The 17,184-nt window shown below is 63.0% G+C and carries 20 protein-coding genes; 15 read left to right on the forward strand and 5 right to left on the reverse strand.

Features of this window, described 5'->3' with window-relative positions:
- Positions 1–74 precede the first annotated feature (74 nt).
- From FVE66_RS01145 to FVE66_RS01155, 3 genes are all read left to right on the forward strand, one after another.
- Positions 75–833, forward strand: coding sequence for a 3-hydroxyacyl-CoA dehydrogenase (locus tag FVE66_RS01145; RefSeq protein WP_151445556.1), 759 nt, complete (start codon positions 75–77; stop codon positions 831–833).
- A gap of 107 nt (positions 834–940) precedes the next feature.
- Complete coding sequence (ggt, locus tag FVE66_RS01150; RefSeq protein WP_151445557.1) at positions 941–2,722, forward strand: gamma-glutamyltransferase; 1,782 nt, start codon at positions 941–943, stop codon at positions 2,720–2,722.
- A gap of 98 nt (positions 2,723–2,820) precedes the next feature.
- Complete coding sequence (locus FVE66_RS01155) at positions 2,821–4,017, forward strand: patatin-like phospholipase family protein (RefSeq protein WP_151445558.1); 1,197 nt, start codon at positions 2,821–2,823, stop codon at positions 4,015–4,017.
- A 33-nt stretch (positions 4,018–4,050) separates the two neighbouring features.
- On the opposite strand, the gene FVE66_RS01160 is transcribed toward FVE66_RS01155, so the two are convergent.
- Positions 4,051–4,413: a hypothetical protein gene (locus tag FVE66_RS01160; RefSeq protein WP_151445559.1), complete on the reverse strand. Its 363-nt coding sequence runs from the start codon at positions 4,411–4,413 to the stop codon at positions 4,051–4,053.
- 85 nt (positions 4,414–4,498) lie between these two features.
- Here FVE66_RS01160 and FVE66_RS01165 point away from each other — a divergent pair, with 85 nt between their 5' ends.
- The 6 genes from FVE66_RS01165 (at position 4,499) to FVE66_RS01190 (ending at position 10,008) form a co-directional block, all read left to right on the forward strand.
- Positions 4,499–4,951, forward strand: a complete 453-nt coding sequence (locus tag FVE66_RS01165; RefSeq protein WP_421828780.1) for a guanyl-specific ribonuclease — start codon at positions 4,499–4,501, stop codon at positions 4,949–4,951.
- 3 nt (positions 4,952–4,954) lie between these two features.
- Positions 4,955–5,419, forward strand: coding sequence for a barstar family protein (locus tag FVE66_RS01170; protein WP_241672957.1), 465 nt, complete (start codon positions 4,955–4,957; stop codon positions 5,417–5,419).
- A 51-nt stretch (positions 5,420–5,470) separates the two neighbouring features.
- The gene (gene purN, locus FVE66_RS01175) at positions 5,471–6,085 is read left to right on the forward strand and encodes a phosphoribosylglycinamide formyltransferase (RefSeq protein WP_151445561.1); all 615 of its coding nucleotides are present in this window, start codon (positions 5,471–5,473) and stop codon (positions 6,083–6,085) included.
- Between the two features lie 22 nt (positions 6,086–6,107).
- Positions 6,108–7,391: an RsmB/NOP family class I SAM-dependent RNA methyltransferase gene (locus FVE66_RS01180; protein WP_151445562.1), complete on the forward strand. Its 1,284-nt coding sequence runs from the start codon at positions 6,108–6,110 to the stop codon at positions 7,389–7,391.
- On the forward strand, positions 7,388–8,731 hold the full coding sequence (locus tag FVE66_RS01185) for a mechanosensitive ion channel family protein (RefSeq protein WP_241672958.1): 1,344 nt from the start codon (positions 7,388–7,390) through the stop codon (positions 8,729–8,731). The genes FVE66_RS01180 and FVE66_RS01185 overlap by 4 nt, the downstream gene beginning before the upstream one ends.
- Before the next feature lie 68 nt (positions 8,732–8,799).
- Positions 8,800–10,008 (forward strand): DesA family fatty acid desaturase, encoded by a 1,209-nt coding sequence (locus FVE66_RS01190; protein ID WP_151445563.1) that lies wholly within the window; start codon positions 8,800–8,802, stop codon positions 10,006–10,008.
- An 83-nt stretch (positions 10,009–10,091) separates the two neighbouring features.
- Here FVE66_RS01190 and FVE66_RS01195 read toward each other — a convergent pair whose 3' ends face one another.
- From FVE66_RS01195 to radC, 4 genes are all read right to left on the reverse strand, one after another.
- On the reverse strand, positions 10,092–10,490 hold the full coding sequence (locus tag FVE66_RS01195) for a hypothetical protein (protein ID WP_151445564.1): 399 nt from the start codon (positions 10,488–10,490) through the stop codon (positions 10,092–10,094).
- A 165-nt stretch (positions 10,491–10,655) separates the two neighbouring features.
- On the reverse strand, positions 10,656–10,823 hold the full coding sequence (rpmG, locus tag FVE66_RS01200) for a 50S ribosomal protein L33 (RefSeq protein WP_151445565.1): 168 nt from the start codon (positions 10,821–10,823) through the stop codon (positions 10,656–10,658).
- A 31-nt stretch (positions 10,824–10,854) separates the two neighbouring features.
- Positions 10,855–11,124, reverse strand: coding sequence for a 50S ribosomal protein L28 (gene rpmB, locus FVE66_RS01205; protein WP_151445566.1), 270 nt, complete (start codon positions 11,122–11,124; stop codon positions 10,855–10,857).
- A 135-nt stretch (positions 11,125–11,259) separates the two neighbouring features.
- Complete coding sequence (radC, locus tag FVE66_RS01210; protein ID WP_151445567.1) at positions 11,260–11,934, reverse strand: RadC family protein; 675 nt, start codon at positions 11,932–11,934, stop codon at positions 11,260–11,262.
- Between the two features lie 102 nt (positions 11,935–12,036).
- On the opposite strand from radC, the gene FVE66_RS01215 reads away from it, so the two are divergent.
- The 6 genes from FVE66_RS01215 to FVE66_RS01240 all read left to right on the forward strand — a co-directional run bounded on the left by FVE66_RS01215 (position 12,037) and on the right by FVE66_RS01240 (position 17,175).
- Positions 12,037–12,489, forward strand: a complete 453-nt coding sequence (locus tag FVE66_RS01215; RefSeq protein ID WP_151445568.1) for an FKBP-type peptidyl-prolyl cis-trans isomerase — start codon at positions 12,037–12,039, stop codon at positions 12,487–12,489.
- On the forward strand, positions 12,486–13,436 hold the full coding sequence (ispH, locus tag FVE66_RS01220; RefSeq protein WP_151445569.1) for a 4-hydroxy-3-methylbut-2-enyl diphosphate reductase: 951 nt from the start codon (positions 12,486–12,488) through the stop codon (positions 13,434–13,436). Before FVE66_RS01215 ends, ispH begins: the two co-directional genes overlap by 4 nt.
- Before the next feature lie 100 nt (positions 13,437–13,536).
- Positions 13,537–14,466 (forward strand): branched-chain amino acid ABC transporter permease, encoded by a 930-nt coding sequence (locus FVE66_RS01225; RefSeq protein WP_151445570.1) that lies wholly within the window; start codon positions 13,537–13,539, stop codon positions 14,464–14,466.
- Positions 14,463–15,686, forward strand: coding sequence for an ABC transporter permease subunit (locus tag FVE66_RS01230; RefSeq protein ID WP_151445571.1), 1,224 nt, complete (start codon positions 14,463–14,465; stop codon positions 15,684–15,686). Before FVE66_RS01225 ends, FVE66_RS01230 begins: the two co-directional genes overlap by 4 nt.
- Positions 15,683–16,453, forward strand: coding sequence for an ABC transporter ATP-binding protein (locus tag FVE66_RS01235; RefSeq protein WP_151445572.1), 771 nt, complete (start codon positions 15,683–15,685; stop codon positions 16,451–16,453). Before FVE66_RS01230 ends, FVE66_RS01235 begins: the two co-directional genes overlap by 4 nt.
- The gene (locus FVE66_RS01240; protein WP_151445573.1) at positions 16,450–17,175 is read left to right on the forward strand and encodes an ABC transporter ATP-binding protein; all 726 of its coding nucleotides are present in this window, start codon (positions 16,450–16,452) and stop codon (positions 17,173–17,175) included. The genes FVE66_RS01235 and FVE66_RS01240 overlap by 4 nt, the downstream gene beginning before the upstream one ends.
- Positions 17,176–17,184 lie beyond the last annotated feature (9 nt).

Here is a 17,184-nt window from a genome sequence, read left to right on the forward strand (position 1 = left end):
CCTTTTTTGTTGGCGCGGACGGTGGCACAATCCGGTAGTACACGGATTTTTTTCAAAGTAGAACAGAGGAAACAATGCAAATTCAGGACAATGTGTTCATCGTCACCGGCGGCGCATCCGGACTCGGTGCCGAGACCGCCCGCATGGTGGTGAAAAACGGTGGCAAGGTGGTGCTGGCCGATGTGCAGGTGGAGCCGGGCCAGAAGCTGGCTGCGGAACTGAACGGCAAGTTCGTCAAGTGCGATGTCACGTCCGAGGCAGACGGCCTGGCAGCAGTGGCGGCGGCCCTGTCGCTGGGCAATCTGCGCGGACTGATCAACTGCGCCGGCGTCGCCCCTGCCGTACGCACGCTGGGCAAGGATGGCCCGCATCCGCTGGACGTGTTCCAGCGCACGATCAACATCAACATCGTCGGCACCTTCAACATGTCTCGCCTGGCGGCAGATGCGATGGCGAAACAGGATGCGACTGCGGATGGCGAGCGCGGCGTGATCATCAACACCGCGTCGGTGGCCGCCTACGACGGACAGATCGGCCAGACCGCCTATGGCGCCTCCAAGGCCGCGGTGGCCGGGCTGACCCTGCCGATGGCGCGCGACCTGTCGCGCAACGGCATCCGCGTGATGACGATCGCACCAGGCATATTCGAGACCCCGATGTTGCTCGGCATGCCGCAGGAAGTGCAGGACGCGCTGGGCCGCATGGTGCCGTTCCCGCCGCGCCTGGGAAAGCCGGCGGAATACGCGCATCTGGCCAAGGCCATCATCGAGAACTGCATGCTGAACGGCGAAGTGATTCGGCTGGACGGCGCCATCCGCATGCAGCCCAAGTAAGGAAAGCTGCAGCGTCGGCAACCGGCAACCGGCAACCGGCTACCGGCTACCGCCAACCGGCAAGCAGGCAAGCGTGCTGCTTGCCTTTTCATTTTCAGGGAGAAGCAATGCTGCGACGCCTGGGCGCCGTCGTCCTGTCGTGCCTGTCCTTGCTGGCCGTATCCGGCTGCGCGCTTGCGCCGGTCGCCCCGGAGGCGGGAGCGCCGGAGGCCGCGAGCGGCTGGACAGCGAAGCCGGGTTGGCCAGCGCGCAAGTTCATTGCGGTCGCCGCGCATCCGCTGGCCACCCGCGCAGGCTACGAGATACTCGGCGAAGGCGGCTCTGCGGTGGACGCCGCCATCGCGATCCAGATGGTGCTGACGCTGGTCGAGCCGCAATCGTCCGGCATCGGCGGCGGCGCATTCCTGCTGCATGCCAACGCCCGCGAGGTGCAGGCATGGGATGGCAGGGAAAGCGCGCCGCGGCGCGCGACGCAAGGTCTGTTCCTGCAATCCGATGGACGGCCGATGGGTTTCGCCGAGGCGACAGTCGGCGGGAGATCGGTCGGCACGCCGGGCGTGCTGCGCATGCTGGAGCAGGCTCACCGCGAGCACGGCCGCGTGCCCTGGGCGCGCTTGTTCCTTCCAGCAATCCGGCTGGCCGAACAGGGTTTCCCGGTCAGTGCGCGGCTGGCAGCCCTGCTCAAGCGGGACCGGGGCCTGCGCGAGGACAGCGAGGCCGGCAGCTATTTCTTCGGCCCGGACGGGCAAGCGCGCCCGGCCGGATACCTGCTGAAGAACCCGGCGCTGGCGCGCAGCCTGCAGCGTATTGCAGGGGAGGGAGCGGATGCTTTCTATCGCGGCCAAATCGCCGCCGCCATGGTGGCAAAGGTGGCATCGCATCCGCGCAATCCGGGCCTATTGCGCGAAGATGACTTGATGTCCTACCGGGCGCTCAAGCGCGAGCCGCTGTGCGGCGAGTATCGACAGTGGCGCGTGTGTGGCATGCCGCCGCCATCTTCAGGTGGCATCGCCATCCTGCAAATGCTCGGCATGCTGGAGACGACAGCGATTGCCCGGCTCGGTCCAATTTCCGGGCAGCCGCAGCAGCAGGCCGTGCACCTGTTCGCCGAGGCGGGACGCCTGGCGTTTGCAGACCGCGCCCGTTATGTCGCCGACACCGACTTCGTGCCACTGCCCGGCGGCAGTCCGGTCGCGCTGCTCGACAAGGCCTATCTTGCACGACGCTCGTCGATGATCGGTGATACATCCCTCGGCACCGCCGCCGCGGGCAGGCCGCTTGCGGCGCCAGTGGCGATGGGGCAGGATCAGTCGCCCGGCTTGCCATCCACCTCGCATATCTCGGTGGTGGATGCCGATGGCAATGCCGTGACGATGACGACCAGCATCGAGCGCGCTTTCGGCTCCCGGCTGATGGTCAACGGCTTTTTGCTGAATAATCAGTTGACCGACTTCTCCTTCCTGCCGGCAGACCGCGACGGGCCGATTGCAAACCGGGTCGAGCCGGGCAAGCGTCCCCGCAGTGCCATGTCGCCGACACTCGTGTTCGACCGGAGCACAGGCGAGCTGGTGCTGGCGATCGGCTCTCCGGGCGGGCCTGCCATCATCAATTACGTCGCCAAGGCGCTGGTAGGGGTGCTCGACTGGGGGCTGGATGTACAGCAGGCGATCGACCTGCCCAACTTCGGCAGCCGCAACGGACCGACTGAGCTGGAAGCGGGGCGATTCCCTCCCGGGTTCGCTGATTCCCTGCGCGCGCGCGGGCACGCGGTGGTGTCAATCGAGCAGACTTCCGGCCTGCACGGGATCCAGCGCATGAAGCGCGGGCGCGGCGAGCAGTGGTTCGCCGGCGCCGACCCGCGCCGCGAAGGCGTGGCAATGGGGGAGTGAGCCGGATGGCGATGGCATGCCGCTCTCCAAATCGAGATGTGGGTAAGCCCAAGTCAATACCGGTGGGCATTTCCCCAAGTGACTGCTAACCTGTCCGCATGCAGGCAAAGACCGGATTGATATTGAGCGGAGGCGGGGCGCGGGCGGCCTATCAGGTCGGCGTGCTGAAGGCGGTCGCCGCTATCCTTGACGAGGCCGGATGGGATCGTTCGATCAATCCGTTCCCGATCATCTGCGGCACCTCTGCCGGCGCTCTCAATGCGGCCGGACTGGCGTGCCGGGCCGATGATTTCGGCGATGCGATCGAACGACTGGCCTCAGTGTGGGAGCATTTTCGCGCGGAGCAGGTGTACCGGGCCGATTCGCTCGGCGTGCTGCGCTCCGGCGCACGCTGGCTGTCCCTGCTTTCCTTCGGTTGGCTGCTGCGGCGCTGGCATGCCAGCCCGCCGGCGTCGTTGCTCGATAACACGCCGCTGGTAAGCCTGTTGCACCGGCTGCTGGACCTTCCGCGCCTGGACGCAGCCCTTGAGTCCGGCGCGCTGGAAGCGCTGGCGGTGTCCGCATCGTCCTATACCTCGGGCGCGCACCACACGTTCTACCAGTCGCGCGGCGGCATCGTGCCGTGGCAGCGATCGCAGCGGGTGGCAGAGGCGACCCGGATAAGCGTCGAACACTTGCTGGCATCGGCCGCGATCCCGCTGATCTTTCCGTCGATACCGCTTTATCGCGATGGCCGCTGCGAATACTTTGGCGACGGCTCGATGCGGCAGTTGTCGCCGATCTCGCCGGCTATCCACCTCGGCGCGGATCGGCTGCTGGTGATCGGGGCCGGCCGGCTGGTGGAGCCGGCCCGCGCCCTGCCGGAGCGGGCGCCCTATCCGACTCTGGCGCAGATAGGCGGTCACGCCTTGTCGGGAATATTCCTGGATGCGCTGGCGATCGACATCGAGCGCTCGAAACGCATCAACCATACGCTGTCGCTGATGACCGCCGAACAACGCGCCGGGACCGATCTGCGTCAGGTCGAGATGCTGGTGATTTCGCCGTCCGAACGGCTCGACGACATCGCCTCCCGCCATGTGCATCACCTGCCGCGACCGGTGCGCACGCTGCTCGCCGGCGTTGGCGGTACGGAATTGCGCGGCGCTGCCCTGGCGTCGTACCTGCTGTTCGAGGAGAGTTACACCAGGGAGCTGGTCGCTCTCGGGGTGCAGGACGCCATGGGCAAGCGGGATGAAGTCATGGCATTTTTTGACATCGGGATGTCGAGACAGGCAACGCGCCGGACCGGCTAGCGGTCATGCCGGCCGGCGCGGTTCCGGCTATGGTCAGCGGTGACCGTGCCTGTATTCATCGCGGTCGTGGCCATGACCGCGGCCGCGGCCATGATCCCAGCGCTCGTGCCTGTGGTGACGGTGGCCTTCCCAGCCAGGACGGCCGTAATAGGCGACCGGCGGGTAGTAAGGTCCAGGCGCTGCCACGTAGACCGGACGCGGCCGCATGATTACCGGCGCAGGGTAAGCGACCGGCGCCGGGGCATAGACCACCGGCGGTCCGTAGGACGGTCCGTGGCTGCCGACGTTGATGGACCAGCTGACATCAGGATAAGCTTGCGCCTGCGCGCCCGATGCCATACCGAGCAGGATGGCGGCGCCGGCGGAGCCGATAAGAAGTTTGAAGACGTTTTTCATGGCATTTCCTTTCGTTGTCTGCACAGTCATTAAACGCCCCAGCCCGGGGAAGTGTCACCCTTGAACCAGTAAGAACAGAAACAATATGTGTCAGGAAACGCCAGCAAGGTCGATCGAATGCTCGGGAGCAAGAGCCCGTCGCGCCAGCCAAAAATGGGGCAGGGGCTGGGCCACGGCTTTGCTGACAGCGTGCGTGGGGCTTCTGCTGCTATTGAATTTGTGCGCTGCAATGGCGAGGGCCACACCCGATGTGACGGTAATCGAATGGCAACAACTTCCGGCCGAAGCACGGGAGGTTGTCAGGCTGATCCGGCAGGGCGGGCCTTTCCCCTATGCCAAGGATGGAAGCGTTTTTGGCAACTACGAAGGGGTTTTGCCAAAGCAAAAGCGGGGGTATTATCACGAGTTCACCGTAAAAACGCCCGGACTGTCCAGTCGCGGTGCCCGCCGGATTGTGGTCGGCGGTGACTGGAAGACCTCCCGCGAACTGTATTACACGGGTAATCACTATGCGTCATTTCAACGCATCAAAGAGTAAGAAGTGAACATTTATAGCCTCGTGGCGCATGACCACCCCCCGATCGAACCCAAGCCGGAACTGCGCGAGCAGGAGCTGCTATGCAATGTGCCGTCCAATACGGTGCAGTCGATCCGCGCATTCAGGGTGGCCGAACTCCAGGCGGAGGCGGAACGGCTCGGGAATCATTTTCTTTACGCATATTGTGGCGACGCAACAACGAAGCATCAGGTTTTGGCGACGCTGGCGACCGCTTTTCATTTTCCCCGGCATTTTGGCAAGAATTTCGACGCCCTGTCGGACTGCCTGACCAGCCTGATGTTCAAGGCCGGTCCCCAGCCCGGGTTCCTGGTCGTGATCGAACAGCTTCCGCATACGCCGAAATTCGATCGTGAAGCGCGCGAGACCCTGCTGGACGTGTTCCGCGATGCGGCCGATTTCTGGGCCGACAAGAAAGTTGCGTTTCGCGTCTTCTATTCATTCGAGTAGCGCGGGCTGGCGGCGTTTGGCCAGAAGTCGGGCCGGGGTACAATGCGCGCCATGAAAAAAATCGTCATCCTGATCTCGGGACGTGGCAGCAACATGGAAGCCATACTCGAGACGGCGCGCCGCGACCAGTGGGATTCCCGAGTCGTTGCCGTCATCAGCAACCGTCCCGATGCCAAGGGCCTTGAAACCGCCGCCCGCTATGGCATTCCCACCGCGGTGGTGCCGTCGCGGTCGTATCCGGAGCGCGCCAGCTTTGACGCCGCCCTGCAGCAGGAAATCGACCGCCACGCGCCGGACCTGGTGGTGCTGGCCGGTTTCATGCGGATACTGACATCCGGTTTCGTCGAACATTATGCAGGGCGGCTACTGAACATCCATCCGTCGCTGCTGCCGGCATTCCCCGGCTTGGATACCCATGCGCGGGCGCTGGCAACCGGTGTCAGGTTCCATGGCGCAACCGTGCATTTCGTCACCGCCGAGCTCGATGTCGGGCCAATCGTGGACCAGGCCGTGGTGCCGGTCCTGCCCGAGGACACCGAAGAATCCCTGGCGGCACGCGTGCTGGAGCAGGAACACATCATCTACCCCCGCGCCGTGCGCGACGTCGCCGAAGGCCGGCTTCGTATCGTCCAGGGCCGGGTGCTGCCGTATACGTCTGACCGATGACTTTACTTTCAAGGATGCAGACATGAGACTTTCCCCCCTGGTAGCAGCAAGTACCGAGGCCGTGCTGCGCGAGATACTGCGCTTTGTCGGCCCCGCCGACATCACCCTGTCGCGCTATTTCCGCGAGAATCCCAAGCTGGGGCCGCGCGAGCGGGCGGCGTTGGCCGAAGCGGTCTACGCGGTCTTGCGAAACCGGCTTGTCTACACCAATTTTTCCGAATCGGGCAGCGGCCCGGCGATGCGGCGCATGGCCCTGCTGGGGCTGGCCGAGACAGTCGGCGTCGAGTCGATTGGCGGACTGGTGGAGACCGAGTCGCAGTGGCTCACGCGTGTAATGCAGATCGATCGCACCACATTGCCGCTGGCATTGCGCCTGAACCTGCCGGAGTGGCTGCTCAAGCGCCTGACCCAGCAGTTCGGCGAGGAGGGCGCCGTCGCATTTGCGGAAGGCCTCAACCGGGCTGCGCCGCTGGACTTGCGGGTCAACACGCTCAAGGCCAACCGCGAGGACGTGCTCTCGGCGCTGGCATCGGCCCAGATCGAATGCGCGGCTACCCCGTACTCGCCGCTCGGCGTCCGGATCGGCGTGAAGCCGGCGTTGCAGCACATCGCGCTGTTCCAGCAGGGTGCGATCGAGGTGCAGGATGAAGGCAGCCAGTTGCTGGTACAGGTGGTAGGCGCCAAGCGCGGCGAGATGGTTGTCGATTTCTGCGCTGGCGCAGGCGGCAAGACGCTCGGCCTTGGCGCTGCGATGCGCAATACCGGCCGGCTGTACGCATTCGATGTGTCGGAAAAGCGGCTGGCCAAACTCAAGCCACGGCTGGCGCGAAGTGGCCTGTCGAACGTCCATCCTGTCGTGATCGCCCACGAGAACGACGCCAAGGTGAAGCGCATGGCGGGCAAGGTCGACCGTGTGCTGATCGATGCGCCCTGCAGCGGCTTGGGTACGCTGCGGCGCAATCCGGACATGAAGTGGCGCCAGAGCCCCGAGGGAGTACAGGAGCTGACCGCGAAGCAGGCCAGCATACTGGCCGGGGCGGCGCGACTGGTCAAGCCGGGGGGCACCCTGGTGTATGCCACCTGCAGCATCCTGGAAGAGGAAAACGAGGGCATCGTCACGGCATTTCTCGCCGGCCATGCAGAGTATTCGCTGGTGCCGATGAGCCAGGTGCTGGCGGAACAGAAAATCCCGCTGGAGATGGGCGATTACCTGAAACTGGCCCCTCATGTACATGGCACTGACGGATTCTTTGCCGCCGTCATGAGGCGGCAGGCGCCAGTCACAAGTTCACCTGCAGAGGAATGAAGGGCCTCGCACACGGATTCTGGTCCGACCTTCTTTCGGACCTGCAGAACCCGCGGCTCGTCTGGCAGCTGGTGGCGATTGCCGTGTGCGTCGCAATCGGATGGGGAGCCGGCGCGCTGATGCGCCGCTGGCGCAAGGAGCACGACCAGGCGACGCTGGCCGGACGCACCATGCGGCCGCTGTCGACGGTGCTTGCGCCGCTGGTCGCGGCAGCCCTGCTGGCGCTGGTCAAGCCGGTGCTGGCCGGCTGGACCAGTGTCAGCATGCTGCGCATGGCAATTGCCCTGCTGATCTCGTTTGCCCTGATCCGGGGTGTGTTCTACGTGTTGAGGCGGGCATTTGCAAGCAGTGGCAATGTCGGCACCTTCCTCGTGATGTTCGAAAAATTGTTTGCCTTGCTGGTCTGGCTGGGTGTCGCGGCCTGGATCACCGGGATCTGGCCCGACGTGGTGGACTTTCTCGACCACACCGTGATCCCGATAGGCCGCAACAAGGTCAGCATGCTGACTATCTTGCAGGCGGGCGCTTCGGTTGCGGTCACCCTGGTGCTGGCCTTGTGGGTTGGTGCGCTGATCGAAGAGCGCCTGATGCGCGTCGAGACCGTGCACTCGTCGTTGCGGTCAGTGATGGTCCGGATCGTGCGGGCGATGCTGGTTCTGGTTGCCGTGCTGCTCAGCCTGTCGCTGGTTGGCATCGACCTCACCGTGCTTTCGGTCTTTGGTGGTGCATTGGGCGTGGGCCTCGGCCTCGGCCTGCAGAAGATCGTCGGCAGCTATTTTTCGGGGTTTGTGATCCTGCTCGAGCGCAGCATGACGCTGGGCGACCTGGTCAAGGTGGACCAGTACCAGGGCCAGGTGACCCGCATCAACGCCCGTTATACGGTGCTGCGGTCCGGTGACGGCGCGGAAACCATCGTGCCCAACGACATGTTTGTTTCGCAGACAGTGCAAAACTTTTCGCTGACCGATCGAAAGTCCCGGCTGGCCACCCAGGTGACGGTGGGCTATGAAACCGACCTGGACGCGCTGTTTCCGATGCTGACAGAGGCGGTTGCCGGGGTGCCCCGCGTGTGTGCCACCCCGGCACCGCAGGCCTTGCTGTTGCGTTTCGGCGCGGACGGACTCGAGCTGGAGCTGGGATTCTGGTTGGAGGATCCGGAAAATGGCAGGGGAAACCTGGTGTCCGACGTTAACCTGGCGATCTGGCAAGTCATCAACAAACAGGGTGTCACCGTTCCCTATCCGCAGCGAGAAATCCGTTTCGTGGCCCCGGAGCAGCCTGTCGCTTCTCCGACTATCGTTGGCAAAGCGCCTTCTTTCGGCGACATAGCCGAAAAATAGCGTAAAATTCTTGCTTTCGTTGACCGGCGTCGCCATATGGCTGGACAGGTCACCCAAATGGAGCAGTAATGACTTTGAATGCAGTTTTCAACGCCGTGCTTGATTTCGCGGCAAACGGCGTTACCCGGGCCACGGCCTGGCAGGTTGTCATCTATACGCTGGTCGTGACCCATATCACGATCGCGGCAGTAACAATTTACCTGCATCGCTGCCAGGCGCACCGCGCGCTGGACCTGCACGCGATCCCAAGCCACTTCTTCCGGTTCTGGCTGTGGATGACCACGGGCATGGGCACCCAGCAATGGGCGGCTGTCCATCGCAAGCACCACGCCAAGTGCGAGACCGAAGAAGATCCGCACAGCCCGCAGACCCGCGGCATCAAGAAAGTGCTGCTTGAAGGCGCGGAACTGTACCGCATCGAGTCGAGAAATCTCGAAACCATCGAGAAATACGGCAAGGGTACGCCGGACGATTGGATCGAGCGCAACATCTATGTCCCGCACTCGGTGCTCGGCATAGCCTTGATGCTGATTGTCAACGTCGCGCTGTTCGGCGTGGTCGGTGTTTCGGTTTGGGCAGTCCAGATGATGTGGATCCCGATCACTGCCGCCGGCATCATCAACGGCATCGGTCATTATTGGGGTTACCGCAATTTCGACTGTAACGATGCGGCTACCAATGTATTTCCGATCGGCATCCTGATCGGCGGCGAGGAACTGCATAACAACCACCACACATTCGGGACCTCGGCCAAGCTTTCGTCGAAGTGGTACGAGTTCGACATCGGCTGGATGTATATCCGCATGATGGAAATGGTGGGATTGGCCAAGGTCAAGAAGGTCGCACCCGAGCCGAAATTTGATCGTCGCAAGTCGGTGGCTGACCATGCCACGCTGCAGGCAGTGGTAGCGAATCGCTACGACGTGATGGCGAAATATGCCAAGACCCTGAAGCAGGCGTGGGCAGACGAAATCGAACACCTGAAGAACAAGGGTGATTTCGCGCCGCGTACACTCAAGACTACCCGCAAGTTGCTACAGCAGGAACCGGCGAAGCTGGAAGCGCCGCAGCGCCAGCAGCTTGGCGAGATCCTTGCCCATAGCAAACCACTCAAGACCATGCACGACATGCGAGTCGAGCTGGCAGCGATCTGGGAGCGATCCCATTTCACCAGCGAGCAGTTGCTGCACCTGCTGCAGGACTGGTGCAAGCGCGCCGAGGAGTCGGGGATCAAGTCCCTGCAAGAGTTTTCGCTGAGGCTGCGCAGCTACGCATGACGCAGCGGTAGCTGAGGAACGGTTCAATGGACGGGGCGCACTTTGCGCCCCGTTTCATATTCAAGGGTGCTTGCGCTGTGCCTTTATCTCGGGGTCAGGTCCACTGGCTCGGGCGGCGGACTTGGTCCCGGCTCAAGCGAACGTGTCTCCCGATAGATGCCGCCGCTTTCGATGCTTCCGCTGCTTACCCCGCCACCTTCCACCCGGCGTATGCAGTCGTCGCGCTCAGGCCCTGACAATGGGCGGCAGCGCTCCAGCGCATTCTTTCGATAGTCGGCGCCAGCGTCGTCCAATCTCCCGCGTTTAAGCTCCTGCCGTGCGGCGGCTTCCTCGCGCAGGCAGGTGGCCCGCTCTTCCCCGGAGCGCCCTGCACAGGCTGCAGCCCCTGCTTGCGACAATGCGTTGGAGGAGGCCAGGAGCGCAGCAGGCAGCAGCGTCGCGATCAGCATGGCCGTGACCTGGTTGAATGGATTCCTGTTCATCCTGGTACCTGTCGGATTCTCTGTGTCGCCCAGAGTAGGGGAGCAGAGCAGGGCGCATGTGCAGAAATCGAACATGCTTGAGGCCGGACAACAGGAGAGCAGGATATGGGCAGGCGAAAAAAAGCCCCGGCAATGCGGGGCTTTTTTAACAGGACAGCAGATCGATTACTTGATCTTTGTCTCTTTGTATTCGACGTGCTTGCGAACGACCGGGTCGAACTTCAGCATCGAGAGTTTTTCGGGCGTCGTTTTCTTGTTTTTGGTGGTGGTGTAGAAGTGACCGGTACCTGCGGTCGACTCCATCTTGATCTTGTCGCGGCCTTTCGAAGCCATGGTAATTCCTCGTTATCTGGTAAAAATTGGGTCAGGCTGGCGCGGTGAACTTCTTCGGCGCGCCGGGGATGTTCTCGCCACGTGCGAGCATGTCCTGGAGAACCGCCTCGATACCGATTTTTTCGATGGTGCGCAGGCCGGCTGCGGACAGGCGCAGCGTCACAAAGCGGCCGAGGGATTCGACCCACAGGCGACGTTGTTGCAGGTTAGGCAACTGGCGACGCTTGGTTTTGTTGTTGGCGTGGGATACGTGGTTGCCGACCTTCGGCTTCTTCCCTGTTACTTGGCATACACGTGCCATTTGCTTGCTCCTGTGAATACGCGAAAATTCGGAAAACGACGAGTATAGCGAAAAAATTCAGACGATTCAACGACTTGCGTAAAACAATAGTTACGTAATAATTTTACGGTATTTAACATTTGCGATGGCTGGCCGCTACAGGTGTCCGTGCTCAGAGAATGAATAGCTGAGCTTGCCAGCTACGATGAAATGATCGTGGACCTTGACGTCCACCAGCGCCAGCGCTTGTTGCAGGCTGCGGGTGAGTACATGATCGGCCCCGCTGGGGCTCGGATCCCCGGACGGATGATTATGGGCCAGGATCACGCCGGCGGCATTGCGGGCGAGCGATGCTTTCACGACTTCGCGCGGATAAACACTGGCTTGCGTCAGTGTGCCGCGAAACATCTCCTCGTAGCCCAGCATCCGGTTGCGCACGTCAAGGAACATCACCGCGAATGTTTCATGGCCGCTATGGCTCAGGCTGCGGCCCAGGAAGTCTCGTACGCAGGATGGCGTTTTCATCACGTCTCCCTGGCTCAACTCTTCCTGATGCATGCGCCGGCCAAGTTCAAGTGCCGCATGAAGAACGGCGTACTTCGCAGGGCCAATCCCCTGCACGCTGGAGAAATCGCCCAGGCTTGCGTCGAACAGGTTCCGCAGCGAGCCAAAACGGACGATCAGATCACGCCCGATGTCGACCGCACTTTTGCCGGCAACGCCGGTGCGCAGGAACAGGGCGAGCAACTCGGCGTCGGACAGGGTGCGCGCGCCACCGGTCAGCAAGCGTTCACGGGGTCTGGAGTCAATTGGCCAATCGGTGATACGCATGAACGTGCCTTTCGCAGGAGGGGAGGGCAATCGAATGGGCGGTCGACTGCGGGGTGGCTTAAAATAGAGGCCAAGCCAAGAGTCGCAAAAATTCACAATTCCATGTCAAATCTATCACAATCTGTTGTCCATCCCGGCGCCCACCTGACGCTTCACTATCGCCTGCGCGCCGGAGAGAGCGAAATCGTCAGTACTTTCGACGGCACGCCCGCTACATTGCAGGTCGGCAGCGGGCAACTGGCGCCGTTCCTCGAGCAGTGTCTGCTGGGCCTGGAAGAAGGCACGCACCGCAGTTTTTCGCTGAAGCCCGAAGAGGCCTTCGGCGAGCGCAACCCGGCGCTGCTGCAGCGCGTGACCCGCGACATGCTGAAGCAGCACTCGGCCGACGGCGAGCAATACGTCGTTGGGGACGTGGTGGAATTTGCGGCCCCCGGCGGCGGCCGTTTTGCGGGCGTGATCCGCGAGTGCGGCGAAAACGACGCGCTGTTCGACTTCAATCATCCGCTGGCCGGCCAGGCAGTGGATTTCGAAGTGAAGATCATCGGGGTCATATGACGACCGACCAGGAAATCCTGCTGGCTCAGCCGCGCGGTTTCTGCGCCGGGGTTGATCGCGCAATCGAGATCGTCGAGCGGGCGCTTGCCAGGTTTGGCGCGCCGATCTACGTGCGTCACGAGATCGTGCACAACGCCTATGTGGTCAACGACTTGCGAACCAAGGGAGCGATCTTCATCGAGGACCTGGCCGACGTGCCGGCCGGCAGCACGCTGGTTTTTTCCGCCCATGGCGTGCCGAAATCAGTACAGGCCGAGGCAGAGCGTCGCGGCCTGAACGTGTTCGATGCGACCTGTCCGCTGGTCACCAAGGTGCATGTCGAAGTGGCCAAGATGCGGCGCGATGGCCGTGAAATCGTCATGATCGGGCACCACGGCCATCCCGAGGTCGAAGGGACGATGGGGCAGTCGGAAGACGGCATGCTGCTGGTGGAAACCGCGGACGATGTCGCCCGCTTGCAGGTGCAGGACCCGGACCGGCTCGCCTATGTCACCCAGACCACGCTGTCGGTCGACGACACCACCGAAGTGATCGCCGCCCTGCGTGCGCGCTTTCCGGCCATTGCGGAGCCGAAGAAGGCCGATATCTGCTATGCGACCACCAACCGCCAGGAGGCCGTCAAGTTCATGGCGCCGCAGGTGGACGTGGTGATCGTGGTCGGCAGCCCGAACAGTTCCAACTCCAACCGGTTGCGGGAAGTGGCGCAAAAGAAGGGAGCGCCGGCCTACATGGTGGACAGCGCCGACGACATCCGCCCGGAATGGCTGCAGGGCAAGCGGCGCATTGGCGTCACCGCCGGCGCTTCGGCGCCGGAAGTCCTGGTCAATGCGGTCATCGTGCGCCTGAAGCAGCTGGGTGCCTCGAGCGTGCGTACCCTCGAGGGGGCTGAGGAACACGTTACCTTCCCGTTGCCAAAAGGCCTGGCGGACGTCTCCCGTCCCGGCTGAACCGGAGCGCAAGGCTTGCAAAAATCTGAAAGGCACTCCACTCTCCCGGAGTGCTTTTTTTTTAGCCTCCCGGCTTGCGCGGCCAATTTGAAAGGCATCGATGGACATATTTATCCAGCAGGTCGTCAACGGCCTGGTCCTGGGCAGCATGTATGCCCTGGTTGCCCTTGGCTACACCATGGTCTACGGCGTGCTCAACCTGATCAACTTCGCGCATGGCGATGTACTGATGGTCGGCGCCCTGACCGGCCTGACCCTGCTCAAGTGGATCAATGCCGTGGTGCCGGAGTGGCCGGGCATCGTCAAGCTGCTGCTGGCGATGGCGGGAGCGGTGCCGGTCTGTATCGTCGTCAACGTGGTGATCGAGCGCGTCGCCTACCGGCGCTTGCGCAATGCGCCGCGGCTGGCGCCGCTGATCACGGCCATCGGCGTGTCGATCCTGCTGCAGACGCTGGCCATGATCATCTGGGGCCGCAATCCCCTGCCATTCCCGCAAGTGATGCCGGGCGAGCCCCTGCACTTTTTCGGCGCACTGATTTCGACCACGCAAATACTCCTGCTGGCGATCGCAGTCCTCGCAATGCTGGCACTGGTCTTGCTGATTGAAAAAACCAAAGTCGGCAGGGCGATGCGCGCGACGGCGGAGAATCCGCGCATGGCAGGCCTGATGGGCGTCGATTCGAACCGGGTGATCGTATTGACCTTCGCGATTGGCGCAGCGCTGGCCGCGGTGGCCGGCGTGCTGTGGGCGGCCAATTATTCGTCGGCCCAGTTCGCAATGGGATTCGTGCCCGGGATAAAGGCATTTTCGGCTGCGGTGCTGGGCGGGATAGGGAACATCTATGGCGCAATGCTGGGGGGGATCTTGCTGGGGCTGATTGAAAGCATGGGGGCCGGCTATATCGGCGACCTGACCGGAGGCTTCCTGGGCAGTCACTACCAGGACATTTTTGCATTCGTCGTCCTGGTCGTGGTGCTGACACTGAGGCCCTCCGGCTTGATGGGCGAACGCGTGGCGGACCGGGCATGAGTCCGATCAGATTGAGGCCGGGCGCGCTCGATCCTGCGACGCGCCGGCGCCTCGGCTGGCTGCTACTGGTCGTGGCGCTGGTATTCCCATTCATTGCTGCCCAGTTCGGCAATTCCTGGGTACGCATCGTGGATCAGGCGCTGCTGTACGTGATGCTGGCGCTGGGCCTCAACATCGTAGTGGGTTTCGCCGGCTTGCTGGACCTCGGGTATATCGCGTTCTACGCGCTGGGCGCCTACATGACGGCCCTGCTCGCGTCGCCGCAGTTCGCGGCGGTGATCGAGTCTTTCATCAATCAGTATCCGGCGATCGGCAATGCGCTCGTCGCCATTGCTGGTCCGGAGGTGGTGAAGAACGGCATCCACCTGTCGCTCTGGGCCATTGTTCCACTCAGCGCGGCCCTGGCCGCCCTGTTCGGGGCGCTGCTCGGCGCACCGACCCTGAAATTGCGCGGCGATTACCTGGCCATCGTGACGCTCGGGTTTGGCGAAATCATCCGGATTTTCATGAACAACCTGAATGGGCCGGTCAACATCACCAACGGCCCGCAGGGAATCAACATGATTGATCCGATCCGCGTTTTCGGCGTTTCGCTCGCGGGACAGCCGGGCAGCGGCGCAATGGTGCAGGTCGGGCCGCTCGCGATGCCCTCGGTGAATGCCTATTACTACCTGTTCCTGGGCTTGACGCTGCTGACGATGTTCATTTCGTTGCGGCTGCAGCATTCACGGCTCGGGCGCGCCTGGATCGCCATCCGCGAGGACGAGATCGCGGCGCAGGCAATGGGCATCAACACCCGCAACATGAAGCTGCTCGCCTTTGCCATGGGCGCATCCTTCGGCGGCGTTGCTGGTGCGATGTTCGCTTCCTTCCAGGGATTCGTGTCACCCGAGTCGTTCTCGCTGACCGAGTCGATCGCGGTGGTCGCCATGGTGGTGCTGGGCGGCATGGGACACATACCGGGCGTGGTGCTTGGCGGTTTGCTGCTGGCAGCATTGCCGGAGTTGCTGCGCCATGTGGTCGAGCCGGTGCAGACCGCAATATTCGGCGTCGTCCTGCTGGAAGCTGAAGTGTTGCGCCAGTTGCTGTACGGGCTGGCGATGGTGGTGATCATGCTGTACCGTCCGGCAGGACTGTGGCCTTCGCGGCGCGCCGAAGACCGGCCGACCGCAAGTCACGATGCGGCTGCTGCAGCGGCGCCGGGGAGCCTGGCCCGATGACGAATGCGCTCCTCGAGATCGGTGGCGCCAGCAAGCGCTTCGGCGGTTTGCTGGCGTTGTCCGGCGTCAGCGTTCGCATCCTGTCCGGACAGATCTACGGCCTGATCGGGCCCAACGGCGCCGGCAAGACGACTTTCTTCAACGTGATCACCGGCCTCTACCAGCCCGATGCCGGCAGCTTCGTGCTGGACGGGAAGCCCTATTCGCCCAGTGCGCCCGACAAGGTCGCGCAGGCCGGCATTGCCCGCACCTTCCAGAACATCCGTCTGTTCGGCGAAATGACCGCGCTCGAAAACGTGATGGTAGGCCGGCATGTGCGCACGCGGCAGGGCGTTATCGGCGCGATCCTGCGGCACGCGGCGGCGCGGCGGGAGGAAGCAGAAATCCGCGAGCGCGCATTGTCCCTGCTCGATCTGGTCGGAATCGCCGCCTCGGCGCACCGGACTGCGCGCCATCTTTCCTACGGCGACCAGAGGCGGCTGGAGATCGCCCGCGCGCTTGCCACTGAACCATTGCTGCTCGCGCTCGACGAGCCGGCGGCGGGCATGAATGCGACCGAGAAGCAGGGCTTGCGTGAGCTGCTGCTGCGCATCCGCGAAAGCGGTACCACCATCCTGCTGATCGAGCATGATGTGAAACTCGTGATGGGCCTGTGCGACCGTATCACCGTGCTCGACTACGGGCGTGTCATCGCCGAGGGGGTGCCGCAGGACGTGCAGGGCAATCCGGCCGTGATCGAAGCCTACCTCGGTATGGAGCACGCATGAGTTCTCCGGTCCTCGAACTGTCCGGCCTGCGGGTCGCCTATGGCGGGATTGAAGCCGTCAAGGGAATTGACCTTGAAGTGCGCACCGGCGAACTGGTGACGCTGATCGGCGCCAATGGCGCCGGCAAGACAAGCACCTTGCGCGCCATCACCAATACGCTGCCGCAGGCACGGGTGCAGGGGCAGGTCACCTATCTGGGGGAGTCTCTGGCGCGCCTGCAGTCGTTCGAACTGGTCAAGCGCGGCCTGGCGATGGTGCCCGAGGGACGCGGCGTGTTCACCCGCATGACGATCCATGAAAACTTGCTGATGGGCGCTTATTCGCGCAGCGATCATGATGGCATCGGCGCCGACCTTGACCAATGGCTGGGCATTTTCCCGCGCCTGTCAGAGCGGCTGCACCAGTTGGCCGGCACGCTGTCCGGCGGCGAACAGCAGATGCTGGCAATGGCACGCGCGCTGATGAGCCGGCCGCGGCTATTGCTGCTCGACGAACCGTCGATGGGACTTGCGCCGATCATGGTCCAGCGCATATTCGAGGTGATCCGGCAGGTGTCGGCGCAGGGGGTCACGATTCTGCTGGTGGAACAGAACGCACGTCTGGCGCTGGAGGCGGCACATCGGGCCTATGTGATGGAATCAGGCTTGGTGACCATGTCCGGGGCGGCTGCCAGCATGCTGCACGATCCGGCGGTCCGGCGCGCCTACCTTGGCGAAGCCTGACAACTCGTC

The sequence above is a fragment of the Lacisediminimonas profundi genome, assembly GCF_008831265.1.
Classification (GTDB): domain Bacteria; phylum Pseudomonadota; class Gammaproteobacteria; order Burkholderiales; family Burkholderiaceae_D; genus Lacisediminimonas; species Lacisediminimonas profundi.